General features: G+C 63.7%; 13 protein-coding genes and 1 tRNA gene. 6 read left to right on the top strand and 8 right to left on the bottom strand.

Annotated elements, in window-relative coordinates; all coding sequences use genetic code 11:
* Nucleotides 1–38 precede the first annotated feature (38 nt).
* From proB to rplU, 4 genes are all read right to left on the bottom strand, one after another.
* Nucleotides 39–1,187 carry a glutamate 5-kinase gene (gene proB / locus ASB57_RS24705; RefSeq protein ID WP_057654580.1) on the bottom strand — a complete coding sequence of 383 codons (1,149 nt, stop codon included), beginning with the start codon at nt 1,185–1,187 and terminating at the stop codon, nt 39–41.
* A gap of 49 nt (nt 1,188–1,236) precedes the next feature.
* Entirely contained in the window at nt 1,237–2,382 is a 1,146-nt protein-coding gene (gene obgE, locus ASB57_RS24710) for a GTPase ObgE (protein ID WP_057654581.1), read from the bottom strand.
* Between the two features lie 142 nt (nt 2,383–2,524).
* A complete protein-coding gene (gene rpmA, locus ASB57_RS24715) occupies nt 2,525–2,785 on the bottom strand; it encodes a 50S ribosomal protein L27 (RefSeq protein WP_057654582.1) in 261 nt (86 codons plus the stop codon).
* Nucleotides 2,786–2,828: 43 nt separating this feature from the next.
* Nucleotides 2,829–3,140, bottom strand: a complete 312-nt coding sequence (gene rplU / locus ASB57_RS24720; protein WP_057654583.1) for a 50S ribosomal protein L21 — start codon at nt 3,138–3,140, stop codon at nt 2,829–2,831.
* Between the two features lie 406 nt (nt 3,141–3,546).
* Here rplU and ispB point away from each other — a divergent pair, with 406 nt between their 5' ends.
* Both ispB and ASB57_RS24730 read left to right on the top strand, forming a co-directional pair.
* Nucleotides 3,547–4,512, top strand: a complete 966-nt coding sequence (gene ispB, locus ASB57_RS24725) for an octaprenyl diphosphate synthase (RefSeq protein ID WP_057654584.1) — start codon at nt 3,547–3,549, stop codon at nt 4,510–4,512.
* A 93-nt stretch (nt 4,513–4,605) separates the two neighbouring features.
* A tRNA-Pro gene (locus ASB57_RS24730) sits at nt 4,606–4,682 on the top strand.
* Between the two features lie 297 nt (nt 4,683–4,979).
* On the opposite strand, the gene ASB57_RS24735 is transcribed toward ASB57_RS24730, so the two are convergent.
* Nucleotides 4,980–6,095, bottom strand: coding sequence for a porin (locus ASB57_RS24735; protein WP_057654585.1), 1,116 nt, complete (start codon nt 6,093–6,095; stop codon nt 4,980–4,982).
* A 149-nt stretch (nt 6,096–6,244) separates the two neighbouring features.
* Nucleotides 6,245–6,559 (bottom strand): DUF4148 domain-containing protein, encoded by a 315-nt coding sequence (locus ASB57_RS24740; protein WP_057654586.1) that lies wholly within the window; start codon nt 6,557–6,559, stop codon nt 6,245–6,247.
* Nucleotides 6,560–6,806: 247 nt separating this feature from the next.
* Between ASB57_RS24740 and ASB57_RS24745 the strand changes: the two genes are divergently transcribed.
* Entirely contained in the window at nt 6,807–7,823 is a 1,017-nt protein-coding gene (locus ASB57_RS24745; RefSeq protein WP_082621811.1) for a LysR family transcriptional regulator, read from the top strand.
* A 105-nt stretch (nt 7,824–7,928) separates the two neighbouring features.
* Here the strand turns inward: ASB57_RS24745 and ASB57_RS24750 are convergent, their stop codons facing one another.
* Entirely contained in the window at nt 7,929–9,041 is a 1,113-nt protein-coding gene (locus tag ASB57_RS24750) for a porin (RefSeq protein ID WP_057654587.1), read from the bottom strand.
* A gap of 295 nt (nt 9,042–9,336) precedes the next feature.
* Here ASB57_RS24750 and ASB57_RS24755 point away from each other — a divergent pair, with 295 nt between their 5' ends.
* Entirely contained in the window at nt 9,337–10,245 is a 909-nt protein-coding gene (locus ASB57_RS24755; protein ID WP_057654588.1) for a LysR family transcriptional regulator, read from the top strand.
* Here the strand turns inward: ASB57_RS24755 and ASB57_RS24760 are convergent.
* On the bottom strand, nt 10,242–11,435 hold the full coding sequence (locus tag ASB57_RS24760) for an alanine--glyoxylate aminotransferase family protein (RefSeq protein ID WP_057654589.1): 1,194 nt from the start codon (nt 11,433–11,435) through the stop codon (nt 10,242–10,244). The two genes, ASB57_RS24755 and ASB57_RS24760, sit on opposite strands and share 4 nt — an antisense overlap.
* 187 nt (nt 11,436–11,622) lie before the next feature.
* Between ASB57_RS24760 and ASB57_RS24765 the strand changes: the two genes are divergently transcribed.
* Entirely contained in the window at nt 11,623–12,387 is a 765-nt protein-coding gene (locus ASB57_RS24765) for a GntR family transcriptional regulator (RefSeq protein ID WP_082621812.1), read from the top strand.
* A gap of 126 nt (nt 12,388–12,513) precedes the next feature.
* Nucleotides 12,514–13,137, top strand: a complete 624-nt coding sequence (locus ASB57_RS24770; RefSeq protein ID WP_057656416.1) for a flavin reductase family protein — start codon at nt 12,514–12,516, stop codon at nt 13,135–13,137.
* The last annotated feature ends 11 nt before the right edge of the window (nt 13,138–13,148 follow it).

Raw genomic sequence — 13,148 nt, forward strand, 5'->3', positions numbered from 1 at the left:
GCTTCTTTTCTCATACCGTTCGCGCTTAAGGACTGGCCTTAGAGCACCACCAGATTATCTCGGTGCACCAGCTCCGGATCGGTCATGCTGCCGAGGATGGCGGCAATCTGCGTCGACGGCTGTCGCATGATGCGCCGCGCTTCGGCCGAAGAATAATTCACCAGTCCACGCGCGCATTCGCGTCCATCCTGGCCGATGCAGGCGATCACGTCGCCGCGCTCGAAATCGCCCTGGACGTCCACCACGCCTATCGGCAGCAGGCTCTTGCCTTCGTTCATCAGCGCGTGCACCGCGCCTTCATCCAGCACCACGTGGCCGCGCAGGCGCAGATGGTCGGCCATCCACTGCTTGCGCGCCGACCACACCGGCAATACCGCGCGCAGCTCGCTGCCTATGCATTCTCCCTGCGACAGGCGCACCAGCACGTCGCGTTCGCGGCCGGACGCGATGACCGTATGCGCGCCGCTATGCGCCGCGCGCTTGGCGGCCAGGATCTTGGTGAGCATGCCGCCCGTGCCGATGCCGCTGCCGGCGCCGCCGGCCATGGCTTCGAGCTCGGGGTCGCCCGCCTGGGCATGGCCCACGAAGCGTGCGTCGGGATTCTTGCGGGGATCGGATTCGTAAAGACCGCGCTGGTCCGTCAGGATGATCAGCGAATCGGCTTCGATGAGATTGGTGACCAGCGCGCCCAGCGTGTCGTTGTCGCCGAAACGGATTTCGTCCGTGACCACGGTGTCGTTCTCGTTGACGATGGGCACCACGCCCAGGCGCAGCAGCGCGAACAGCGTGGAGCGCGCGTTCAGGTAGCGGCGGCGGTCGGACAGGTCTTCATGGGTCAGCAGCACTTGCGCCGTGCGCAGGCCGTGTTCGGCGAACGCCGCTTCGTAGGCCTGGGCCAGGCCCATCTGCCCGACGGCCGCGGCGGCCTGCAGTTCGTGCATCACCGACGGCCGCTTGCGCCAACCCAGCCGGGCCATGCCTTCGGCGATGGCGCCGCTGGAAACCAGCACGATCTGCTTGCCCTGCTGGCGCAGGGAAGCGATCTGCGCCGCCCAGTGGGCGACGGCGGCGCGGTCCAGCCCGCGGCCTTCATTGGTGACCAGGGAGGAACCGACTTTGGCCACCAGCCGGTTGGCGGCGGCGACGACTGAAACAGCGTCTTGGGTGTTTTGCTTGGCAGCGGTCATGGCGCGGGCCGGGGCTTACGTTGCTACGGTGACGGAACGGAATTATGGCTTATTCGTCACCGCTGCGCGGCGTGGCATCGGGGGAGGGCGCGGCCAGCTGGCGGCTGTCGTCCCAGCGCGGGTCTTCGTACACGTAGGTGCCGGCAGCCTGGTCTTCGCTGATGTGGTCCTTGCGCTGTTCGGCGTCCAGGTAGTCCTGCAGGGCCCAGATCAGGTCCTGCGTGCCCTCACCGGTCAGGCCGGAAACCGTGTGCACGGGGCCGGTCCACTCGAACGCTTCGCAGAAGCGCTTTTGCAGCTCGGCGGCGTCTTCGGCCACCATGTCCAGCTTGTTCAGCACCAGCCAGCGCGGCTTGGCGGCCAGGTCGGCGTCGTAGCGGCGCAGTTCCTCGACGATGGCGCGCGCGTCGGTCACGGCTTGCGGGATGGGATCGGTGTCCAGGTCGGGCGAGGACACGTCCACCAGGTGCAGCAGCACGCGGGTGCGCGCCAGGTGGCGCAGGAACAGATGGCCCAGGCCGGCGCCTTCCGACGCGCCTTCGATCAGGCCGGGGATGTCCGCCACCACGAAGCTGCGCGACGGCGACGTGCGCACCACACCCAGGTTGGGGTGCAGGGTGGTGAAGGGATAGTCGGCGATCTTGGGACGCGCGTTGGAGATCTTGCTGATCAGGGTCGACTTGCCGGCGTTGGGCAGGCCCAGCAGGCCGACGTCGGCCAGCACCTTCAGTTCCATGCGCAGGCGGCGTTGCTCGCCTTCCTTGCCCGGCGTCCATTGCTTGGGCGCGCGGTTGACGCTGGATTTGAAGTGCAGGTTGCCCATGCCGCCCGAGCCGCCGGCCGCCAGCACCACTTCCTGCTCATGGCGGTTCAGGTCGAACAGCTGGTCGCCGGTGTCGGCGTCGTGAATGATGGTGCCCACGGGCACGCGCAGCACGATGTCCGCCGCGGCGGCGCCGTACTGGTCCGAGCCACGGCCGTTTTCGCCGTTGCGGGCGCGATGCAGGCGGGCGTAGCGGAAGTCGATCAGGGTGTTGATGTTGCGGTCGGCGATGGCAATGATGCTGCCGCCACGGCCGCCGTCACCGCCGTCCGGTCCGCCTTTGGGAATGAATTTTTCGCGGCGAAAGCTCGCCACGCCATTGCCGCCTTTGCCAGCAATGACTTCTATGGTGGCTTCATCGACGAATTTCATGATGGGGACCGGATAATTATTTGGGTGAAAAACAGATACGTGCGCCGTTGCGCCACGTACTAATAAAAAGGCCCTGTCGCACGCGACAGGGCCTTCTGAGGCTAGGCCGTCAAGACCGTGCGGAAAACAGCTTCCGAACGATTTACTCGGCAGCGACGATCGAAACCGTCGACTTGTTGCCGGCGCCCTTAACGGCGAACTTGACCTTGCCATCGACTAACGCGTACAGCGTGTGGTCCTTGCCCATGCCGACGTTCACGCCAGCGTGGACACGCGTGCCGCGCTGACGAACGATGATCGAGCCAGCCGGAATCAGTTGACCGCCGTAGGCTTTGACGCCCAGGCGCTTCGATTCTGAGTCACGGCCGTTCCGCGTAGAGCCGCCGCCCTTTTTCTGTGCCATTTTTTTAGCTCCTGCTAAATAAAAGGTTTACCGGATCAGTGCATTAAGCCGTGATGGCTTCGATGCGGATCTCGGTATAGTTTTGACGGTGGCCTTGATGCTTTTGGTAGTGCTTGCGACGACGCATCTTGAAGATCGTGACCTTGTCGTGCCGGCCATGCGCAAGAACCGTAACCTTGACCAGAGCGCCAGCGACGAGGGGCGTACCAACTTTCAGTTGGTCGCCTTCGCCCACGGACAGCACTTGATCCAGGTTGATTTCTTGCCCAATGTCAGCAGGTATCTGTTCTACCTTGAGTTTTTGGCCGGCGGCAACACGATACTGCTTGCCACCGGTTTTTATGACCGCGTACATGGGTTAATTCCTTGGATGAGTTCTGTAAAGAACGAGAAAAACTTTCGGCTGAACATTCAGTACTTGCGGACGCGCCTTGCAGACGCAATTCGCCCCGCGTACGGACAGCCGAATCGAGGATTCTAGCCCGTCGGCTTGGTAAAGTCAAAAAACTTGCGTTGGCTCAACGGGTTACGTGTCTCCGGCCGGCAACGGCGGGGTTCCCGGGGGCGGCCGTCGGCGGGGCGGAAGCGTCCGGGCGAGCGGTGGTGGCGAGGCCGGCTGGCGGCGGATGGCGCGGGAAGGGTTACCTATGCCTGCCGAGCTTGTCCAACCCCGTATAATCGCGGCATTCCCCGGGGCGGGTAAGCCCCCGCGGGGCACAAGTTACACGGGCCATCGGCTCGCTCAGACTGCCGGAAACGTTTTGAATCTCCCCGCTCTTATCGCCCCTATCGCCGACGACATGACTTCGGTCGACGCCGTCATCCGCGGCCGCCTGGACTCCGAAGTCGTGCTCATCCGCACGATAGGCGATTACATCATTGGTGCTGGTGGCAAGCGCATGCGGCCGGCGTTGCTCCTGATGGTCGCCCGCGCCCTCGGTTACGAGGGGACGCACCATCACACCCTGGCCGCCGTCGTCGAATTCATCCACACCGCCACTTTGTTGCATGACGACGTCGTGGACGAGTCGGACCTGCGCCGTGGCCGCCAGACCGCCAACGCCGTGTTCGGCAATGCCGCCAGTGTGCTGGTTGGCGACTATCTGTATTCGCGCGCCTTCGAAATGATGGTGGATGTCGACTCGATGCGCGTGATGGCCATCCTGTCGCAGGCCACCACCGTGATCGCCGAAGGCGAGGTGCTGCAGCTGCTCAACGTGCACGATCCTGACGTGTCGCAGGAGCGCTATCTGCAGGTGGTGCGCTACAAGACCGCCAAGCTGTTCGAAGCCGCGGCTCAGGTCGGCGCTGTCCTGGCTGGCGCCACGCCGGAGCAGGAAGAAGCCGCCGCGGCTTATGGCCGCCACATCGGCACGGCCTTCCAGCTGGTCGATGACGTGCTGGATTACAGTGGCGATGCGCAGGCCCTGGGCAAGAACGTCGGCGACGATTTGCGCGAAGGCAAGCCCACCTTGCCTTTGATCCGCGTGATGGAGGTGGGCACGCCGGCGCAGCGCCAGTTGATACGCGATGCCATCGAAACCGGCGACGCCGATTTCGCCGCCGTGGCCGCCGCCATCAACGATACGGACGCGTTGGCGCATGCGCGCGAAGCCGCTCGTGTCGAGGCTGAACGGGCCCGTGTAGCGTTGGCGGATTATCCCGTTTCCACTTATCGGGAAAGTCTGTTAAACTTCTGCGCTTTCGCGGTAAACAGAGATCGGTAACGCTCTGGCAGCCAAAACGAGGTCACAAGGCTCTTGCCTGAGTGTCTTGGTCAAAGGTCTTGCACCAAGCGAAGAAAGAGTAAGTAGCAAGCACGGGGCGTAGCTCAGCCTGGTAGAGTACTGCGTTCGGGACGCAGGAGTCGGAGGTTCGAATCCTCTCGCCCCGACCATTAAGTTGGTCGAATTCCAGGAAGCCAGATCAGTCAACACTGATCTGGCTTTTTTCATTGGCGTTTCGCTTTTGAACGCGATCGCGTGCGCGCGACATGCGCAAAAAAGCCGCGCGCAGATATCTGCGCGCGGCTCCGCGGTAAGGCAGGAAAAAACGCTTTGCTCGAGACGCCGGTCCCTGTTCGGCTACCGCTACCCAACACCGCGCGCGCGACCAGCCGGGCTGGTTGTCACTCCCCGGATCGAACGGAAGACGATCCGGACAGGCGGGCCGCGCGGCGGCGCCGGGGCGCTACTTAAAAGCGATGGCGAATACCCGTGGCCACGACCGTGTCGGTCACGCCGTCATGGAAGGCGTAGTTGTTCGCATACGAGGCATACGCGTACAGATTGGTGCGCTTGGACAGGTTGTACGTGATGCCGGCGGCATAGACGTTGAAGGTCTTGTCGTCGCCCGTCAGCTTGCTGTTGTTGGGATCGGCACGCTGCCAGGATCCGAACACCGACGTGACGGCGCCAACCGGCACGGTCACGCCCAACAGGGTCGACGTGGCGGTGAAGCCGTTGGCATTGCGATACGTGCCGAAGTCCTTGTAATCCGCGCTGGGGGACTCGGCCAACGATTGGCCGATGAACCAGCCGTCACGCGTCTGGCTGACCGCCGCCGAGACCTTGACCACTTCGAAGTCGTAGTAGCCGCCCAAGGCATATTGCGTGGGACGCGCCGAGTTCTTGCCGCCGACCGCATTGTCAGCAGGGTTCAGGCGGTCATACGACGCGGCCAGGAACAGAGGGCCGTTGCTATACGACAGGCCAGTGGTGATTTCGCGATTGTTGCTGCCGGTGCTGAACTTGCCCGAGCCATCGGTCTGCGTGTCGTCGGCATTGAAGGAATAACCCAGGCCGAACTTGAAACCGCCCACGGTGGGGGTCTGATACAGCACCAGATTGTCCACGCGCATCGTGTTCATGGCGCCGAACGTGGTGCCCATGTTGGCCGAGTTGTAGCTGATGCCGAACGGATCGATCTGGCCGAACAGCTTGGACGCCATATTGGTCTGGCGGCCGAATTCCAGGCGGCCCCACGAACGCGAATCCAGGCCCAAGGTGGCCTGACGGCCGAACAGGCGGCTGTTCTGCGCCATCTTGCCGTTGTTGGCGGTGAAGCCGTTTTCCAGCGTGAAGACAGCGGACAATCCATCGCCCAGGTCTTCCGTGCCGCGCAGGCCCCAGCGCGAACCGCTGGACGTGCCGGACATTTCGCCGAAGCGCGAGGCATGGCCGCCGTCGCCCTTGATGCGCTCGTAGCCGACGCCAAGGTCGATGAGGCCGTACAGAGTGACGGAGGTTTCCGCGTGCGCAACACCGGCGCATGCCGCCGTGAGGGCTACGGCGAGTAGGGTCTTTTTCATGCTTTTCTCAAGATCGAAGGAAAGGACGACGCTGCGATATCCGTGCAAGGAATCGAGCACGGACCGAAGTTTCAATTCATTTCGATTCAAGAAAAAGCATGAATTCGGCGAACTCCATCCCGCCAATGGCAGGATCGCGCGCTTTCCGCTTATTTAGGCGGGTAATCCAGCTTGGGCGGGTAATCCAGTTCGCCGAACGTGTACTGGCCATTGGCCTTGGCTTGCGCCAGTTCCTGCTCGACCTGCGCACGGGTCTTGCCGGCGGCGGGCGCGGTTTGAGACTGCGCTTGCGAAGCAGCAGCAGTCGTCGACGTGCCGGCGGGCGGCAACGGCACCACTTGCGCGGGTGCATCCGGGGCCTGCGGCGGGGTAAATGCAAAGGCGGTCGACGCGCTCGCCAGCAGGGCGGCGGCCAGGATGCTGGCGTAAGCGTTAGGGGATAGGGCCGAGCGGGCGATCTTCATATTGTTGTCCTGATGCGGGCGCTAACCGAAGGCAGGCTTCGGAGCGCATGAGACCGCTTTCTGGCGCAGCGCGCCGGGGCATGGGTCCCAGATTGGTCACGAATTATCGGCCGCCAACGCGTCAGTAAAAACCCTTATTACTGCGAACACATTCTCATGAGTGCACGCAATAAAGCGCGGCTCGCGGCCTAAAATTTTGACCATAAGTTGACAAGCCGGTCCCCCCCGCCGGTACGAGACGAGCATTATGGATTTGCATTTAAACGACATCGCGCTGTACGTCGAAGTGGCGCGGCGCAAGAACTTCAGCCGCGCGGCGGAAGTATTGAACATGCCGGCCTCCACCCTGTCGCGCCGAGTCGGTGAACTGGAAAAGCACGTAGGCATGCGGCTGCTCAATCGCAGCACGCGCCGTATCGACCTCACTGAAGCCGGCCAGATCTACTACGAACGCTGCCGCCATCTGGTGGAACGCGCCCGCGTGGCGCATGAACAACTCACCGATATGGCCAGCGCACCCAAAGGCTTGCTGCGCATTTCCATGCAAAGCAGCCTGGCCCATCTGTTCCTGCCGGTGGCCATGGCCGCCTTCACTCAGAAGTTTCCCAACATCGAATGCGAGTTCGATGTCAGCTCCGCGCCCATCGATCCCATCAGCAATCCCTACGACGTGGTGTTGCGCTTCGGCAAGCAACCCGACTCGGGTTTGATCGCGCGCCAGCTATTGAGCATGACCTGCGAGATGTACGCGATGCCATCCTATCTGGCGCAGCATGGCGTGCCGCGCACGCCACAGGACCTGGCCACGCATGAATGCCTGCGCTCACTCATCGACGAACGTCATTCGGCGTGGGAGCTGCGGCGCGGCAAGGAAGTGGAAGTGGTGCAGGTGTCGGGCCATATGTCGGCCAATCAAAGCAGCCTGCTCTATCGCCTGGCCGTATCCGGGCTGGGCATCGTGGCCTTGCCGGTGTTCGACCGCGTCCGCACCGCCGTGCGGGAAAGCGGACTCGTGCGCGTGCTGCCGGACTGGCAGCTGGCGCCGCTGCCGCTGTACGCGTTGTTGCCCTCGCGCGTGCTGCCCGCCAAGACCCAGGCCTTCCTGAGCTTCATCGAGCCGCGCTTGAATCTGGGCTTGTCCCTGGCCGAAAGCGATAACGCCAGCCTGGACGAAAAAAGCCGCGAGCAGATCATGCCCGCGGCCCGCGGTGAAGAAGGAACCAACGCTTTGCTGGAGACCCTGGTCCCTGCCGATCATCGCTAACCGAGCCCAGCGCGGCCAGTCGGGCTGGTTGTCACTCTCCAAACCGAACGGAGACAGTTTGGATTGCCTGGCCGCGCATAGGCCGGTGTCCTGCCTGAAACCTGCTTAGAACTGGTGACGCAGGCCGATGGCGAACGCGGTGTCGGTCACGCCGTCGTGGAAGGCGTAGTTGTCACCGTAGGACGCGTAGGCGTACACGTTGGTGCGCTTCGAGAAGGCATACGTGGCGCCCAGGGCGTAGACGTTGAACGTCTTGTCGTCGCCGGTCAGCTTGTCGCTGTTCGGCTTGGCGCGCTGCCAGGAACCGAACAACGCGGTCGACGAACCCATCGGCACGGTCAGGCCGACCATGGTCGACGTGGCCTTGAAGCCGTCGGCCAGCTTGTAAGTGCCCAGGTCGCTGTAGCCGTTGCCGGGCGAGGTGGCGAGCGACTGGCCGATGAACCAGCCGTCGCGCGTCTGGCTGACGGCAGCGTGCAGCTTCAGCACTTCGAAATCGTAGTAACCGCCCAGGGCCCATTGCGACAGCTTGGCCGTGTTCTGGCCGCCGACGGCGTTGTCGGTCGGGTTCATGCGGTCATACGAAGCGGCCAGGTAGACGGGGCCGTTGGCGTAGGACAGGCCGGTGGTGATCGACCGGTTGTTGTCCGACGTGCGGAAGCCGTTGCCGTCCGTGCGGGTGTCGTCGGCGTTGAAGGAATAGCCGGCGCCGAACTTGAAGCCGCCCAGGTTGGGGGTTTGATACAGGACCAGGTTGTCCAGGCGCATCGTGTTCAGCGCGCTGAAAGTCGTGCCCATATTGGCCGAGTTGAAGTTCGTGGCGAAAGGATCGACCGCCGTGAACATCTTCGTTGCCATATTGGTCTGACGGCCGAATTCGATGCGGCCCCAGCTCTTCGAATCCAGGCCCAGGGTGGCTTGGCGGCCGAACATGCGGCTGCTCTGTTGCAGCTTGCCGTCAACGGGACCGAAGCCGTTTTCCAGGACGAAGACAGCCGACAGGCCGTCGCCCAGGTCTTCCGTGCCCTTGAGGCCCCAACGCGAACCGTTCTGGTTGTTCTGGACTTCGGCGAAGCGCGAAGCGTGGAAGCCGTCGCCCTTGATGCGTTCGTAGCCGACGCCAACGTCGATCAGGCCATACAGGGTGACGTTCGTGTCCGCATGGGCCACACCGGCACATGCCGCCGTCAGGGCCACGGCGAGAAGTTTCTTGTTCATGGGTTTCCAGGATTCTGAATTTGAAAATACGCCTCGATTTCTGTGTCGGACGACACGGAGACGGGCGCAAGTTTCAATTCATTTCCAATTGGGATAAACCCTGCGCGATGGAGAGTCACGTTCCATCAGTGGTGAACGTTTGTCATTTTTCTGCCATGCGCGCCGCAAGTCCTGCTTGAAGGTCCCACTGAGATAAAACTTTCATGTGCATGCGCCATCATGGCGGCCACAAGAAAAGCGCCTATGAATGCGCTATGCGTGGGGCCTCAAAGCACTCACCAGGTTTTAGAGCATCATGGATTTGCATTTGAATGACATCGCGCTGTATGTGGAAGTGGCGCGACGAGGAAACATCAGCCGGGCCGCGCGCGTCTTGAACATGCCGGCGTCGACGCTGACACGGCGGGTCGACGGGCTGGAACGCCAACTGGGCATGCGTCTGTTGAGCCGCAACCGCCAGGGCGTGGTACTGACCGAAGCGGGCCAGCTGTATTACGAGCGCTGCCAACCGCTGATCGAGCGGGCGCGCATGGCGCATATGGCCTTGCACGATACCGCCAGCATTCCGCGCGGCAAGCTGCGCATCTCCATCCATAGCAGTCTGGCGGATCTGTTCCTGCCCGCCGTGATGGAGGAGTTCATCCGCCAGTACCCATTGATCGAATGTGAGTTCGACGTCAGCGCCGCCGCGGTCGATCTTGCGCGCGATCCTTGCGACCTGGCGCTGCGCTTCGGCCGCCAACCGGATTCCAACCTGATCTCGCGCCGCCTGGGCAGCGTGGCATGGGAGCTGTACGCCATGCCTGCCTATCTGGCGCGGCATGGTGCGCCGACGGCGCCGGGTGATCTGCGCGAGCATCAGTGCGTGCGCGGGCTGCTGCACGAACTGCATTCGTGCTGGGAGTTACGGCAGGGTACGCAGGTGCAGCGTATCGAGGTGTCCGGCAAGATGGCGGCCAATCAGTTGCGGCTGCTGTTCGGCCTGGCGGCCGCGGGCCTGGGCATCGTGGCCTTGCCGGTGCTGGACGAAGTGGGCGAGTGGATGGCCGGCAGCGGCCTGGTGCGCGTTTTGCCTGAATGGCAGCTGACGCCGGTGCCGCTTTATGCGCTGCTGCCGTCGCGCGACCTGCCCGTGCGGGCGCGGGTGTTCCTCGATTTCATCGAGCCGCGCTTGCGCAAGGGCATGGCTGAAGCCGCTGCTTAACGCGCCTGCGCGGCGTGCTCGCGCAGCACTTCCATGGCGGCCTGCACGCCGCCCGCGCGATGCGGGACGCCGGCCAGGGCCAGGCCCATTTCGACACCCGCCAAGGTGCCCATCAGGCTCAGGTCGTTGAAGTCGCCCAGATGCCCGATGCGGAAGACCTTGCCGCTCAGCTTGCCCAGGCCCTGGCCCAGCGACATGTCGAAGCGCTCCAGCACGATGGCGCGGAACGCATCCGCGTCATGGCCTTCGGGCATGCGCACGGTCGTCAGCACCGGGCTGTACTCGGCCGGATCCACGCAGTTGTTTTCCAGTCCCCAGGCGGCGACGGCGGCACGGGCCGCGGCGCCGTGCCGGATGTGGCGCGCATACACCTGGTCCAGACCGGCTTCGCGCAACATGTCGCAGGCTTCCGACAGGCCATACATCAGGTTGGTGGCGGGCGTGTAGGGCCAGCTGCCTTTCTGGTTGGCCAGGATGATGTCCTGCCAGTTCCAATAGCTGCGCGGCATGCCGCCCCGCTCGGACGCGGCCAGCGCCTTGGCGCTGATGGCATTGAAGGACAGGCCGGCGGGCAGCATCATGCCCTTCTGCGAACCCGAGATGGTCACGTCCACGCCCCAGTCGTCATGGCGATATTCGACCGCGCCGAGCGAGGACACGGTATCGACCATCAGCAAGGCGGGGTGGCCGGCACGGTCCATGGCCTGGCGCACGGCGAGGACATCGGAAAGCACGCCGGTCGACGTTTCGTTATGCACGATGCACACGGCCTTGAGCTTGTGCTCAGGGTCCTCGCGCAGTCTTTGCTCGATCACCTTGGCATCGACGCCATGACGCCAATCGCTGGGCAGGGTCTCCGTGACCAGCCCCAGCTTGCGTGCCAGGTTCTGCCACAGCGCGGCGAACTGGCCGGTTTCGTACATCAGCACCTGGTCGCCCGGCGCCATGGTGTTGACCAGGGCCGCTTCCCACGCGCCCGTGCCGGAGGCGGGATAGACCATCACCGGCTGGGTGGTGCCGAACAACTCCCCCAGATCCGCCAGGATCTTGCGGGCCAGCACCTGGAACTGCGGACCGCGGTGGTCGATGGTCGGGTAGTCCATGGCGCGCAGCACGCGGTCAGGAACGTTGCTGGGGCCGGGAATCTGCAGGAAGTGCCTGCCGCCGCGGTAGGGGGCGCGGAAAGTCATGAGGGGTATCCTTTTTTGCATGCAATTTTGCTGCTGCGATGCTAATGGAACGTCGCCGTCCCGACATGCGGGTTTTCCCTAGTGTCCATAAGAAGGGCCGGCGGCGCTGCCGGATGTTCGTACGGTCCTTTTTGTCGGTAAAGTTCGATTCGTGTTCTGTTCCGTCCCCACTCGTACTGCTCTCTCGATGCCTGTCGACCCTGTCACGCCGCCGAATACCAGTCTGGACCGCCTGCCGGCGGGCCCGTCGGTGCTGCATGACACCGTGGTCGGACAGCTGCGCGCCTTGATCGTCGAAGGCCGCGTGGCGCCGGGACAGCGCTTGAATGAACGCATCCTGTGCGAGCAATTGAAGGTGTCGCGCACGCCATTGCGCGAGGCCTACAAGGTCCTGGCGGCGGAGGGACTGGTACGGCTGCTGCCCAACCGGGGCGCGGAAGTGCTGCGCCTGACCGAGGCGGAAGTCATCGAGCTGTTCGAACTGATCGCTGGATTAGAGGCCATGTCGGGCGAGCTGGCCTGTCAGCGTATCGACGCCGCGCGATTGGCCGCGATCGGCGCGTTGCAGCGCGAGATGCAGGCCTGTCATGCGCGGCGCGATCTTGCCGCGTATTTCGATCTCAACCGGCGCATCCACGAAGCCATCTGCGCGGCGGCCGGCAACAGCATGCTGGCCGAGACCTACAAGCGGGTCAATATGCGCTGCCAATCGCTGCGCTACCGATCCAATTTCGATCAGGATAAATGGGATGCCGCCATGGCCGAGCATGCCGCGATGCTGGAGTCGCTGGAGCAGCGCGACGGCGCGCGCATGCGGGCCCTGATGACCGCGCATCTGGCCGCCAAGCGCGACGCCGTGCTCAAGGCCATGCGGGCCGAGCAGCCGCAAGGCCCGGCCCAGCGCCGCGCGGCGCGGTCTTCGGTGACCCTGGCCGCGGCGCTGGCGGATTGAGAGTCGCGTAATATCGGATCATCGCGTCGCATGCATGCGCCGCGTTCAGTTTTCCGCGCCTGGTTTCCGCATTTCGGCCGCGCGTCCTGCTTCGCGCGTTTTGCTTCCGCCTCTGCTGCCCTTGCCATGTCCGACATCCATTTCTACGAACCCTCCGCCGGCCATGGCCTGGCGCACGATCCCCTCAATGCCATCGTGGCCCCGCGCCCGATCGGCTGGGTCTCGACCCAGGCGGCCGATGGCGTCTTGAACCTGGCGCCGTACAGTTTCTTCAATCTGTTCAACTACAAGCCGCCTATCGTCGGCTTCTGCAGCCTGCGCCGCAAAGACTCTTTGACCAACGTGGAAGCCACCGGTGAGTTCGTGTGGAATCTGGCCACGCGGTCCCTGGCCGATGCCATGAACATGACCTGCGCGCCGGCGCCTGCCGACGTGGACGAGTTCAAGCTGGCCGGGCTGACACCCGAGCCCTCGCGTCTGGTGAAAGTGCCGCGCGTGAAGGAAACGCCGGTGGCCTTCGAGTGCAAGCTGACCCAGATCGTGCGCCTGCAAGGCAAGGGCGGTGAAGACCTGGACGCCTGGCTGGTGCTGGGCGAGGCCGTCGGCATCCACATTCGCCGTGACCTGATCAAGGACGGCGTGTACGACACCGCGGCCGGCGAACCCATCATGCGTGGCGGCGGCCCGACGTCGTACTTCAGCATCCGGCACGACAACGAATTCCACATGGACCGGCCCAACTGGCCTTGATCCGGGCGGCC

The organism is Bordetella sp. N, assembly GCF_001433395.1.
Classification (GTDB): domain Bacteria; phylum Pseudomonadota; class Gammaproteobacteria; order Burkholderiales; family Burkholderiaceae_B; genus Bordetella_C.

Bases quoted from the DNA above. Each gene is read 5' to 3' on its own strand.
- ASB57_RS24770 (WP_057656416.1), top strand. From the start codon at position 12,514: ATGTCCGACATCCATTTCTACGAACCCTCCGCCGGCCATGGCCTGGCG.
- ASB57_RS24765 (WP_082621812.1), top strand. From the start codon at position 11,623: ATGCCTGTCGACCCTGTCACGCCGCCGAATACCAGTCTGGACCGCCTG.
- ASB57_RS24745 (WP_082621811.1), top strand. From the start codon at position 6,807: ATGGATTTGCATTTAAACGACATCGCGCTGTACGTCGAAGTGGCGCGG.
- obgE (WP_057654581.1), bottom strand. From the start codon at position 2,382: ATGAAATTCGTCGATGAAGCCACCATAGAAGTCATTGCTGGCAAAGGC.
- rplU (WP_057654583.1), bottom strand. From the start codon at position 3,140: ATGTACGCGGTCATAAAAACCGGTGGCAAGCAGTATCGTGTTGCCGCC.
- ASB57_RS24740 (WP_057654586.1), bottom strand. From the start codon at position 6,559: ATGAAGATCGCCCGCTCGGCCCTATCCCCTAACGCTTACGCCAGCATC.
- ASB57_RS24735 (WP_057654585.1), bottom strand. From the start codon at position 6,095: ATGAAAAAGACCCTACTCGCCGTAGCCCTCACGGCGGCATGCGCCGGT.
- rpmA (WP_057654582.1), bottom strand. From the start codon at position 2,785: ATGGCACAGAAAAAGGGCGGCGGCTCTACGCGGAACGGCCGTGACTCA.
- ASB57_RS24750 (WP_057654587.1), bottom strand. From the start codon at position 9,041: ATGAACAAGAAACTTCTCGCCGTGGCCCTGACGGCGGCATGTGCCGGT.
- ASB57_RS24755 (WP_057654588.1), top strand. From the start codon at position 9,337: ATGGATTTGCATTTGAATGACATCGCGCTGTATGTGGAAGTGGCGCGA.
- proB (WP_057654580.1), bottom strand. From the start codon at position 1,187: ATGACCGCTGCCAAGCAAAACACCCAAGACGCTGTTTCAGTCGTCGCC.
- ASB57_RS24760 (WP_057654589.1), bottom strand. From the start codon at position 11,435: ATGACTTTCCGCGCCCCCTACCGCGGCGGCAGGCACTTCCTGCAGATT.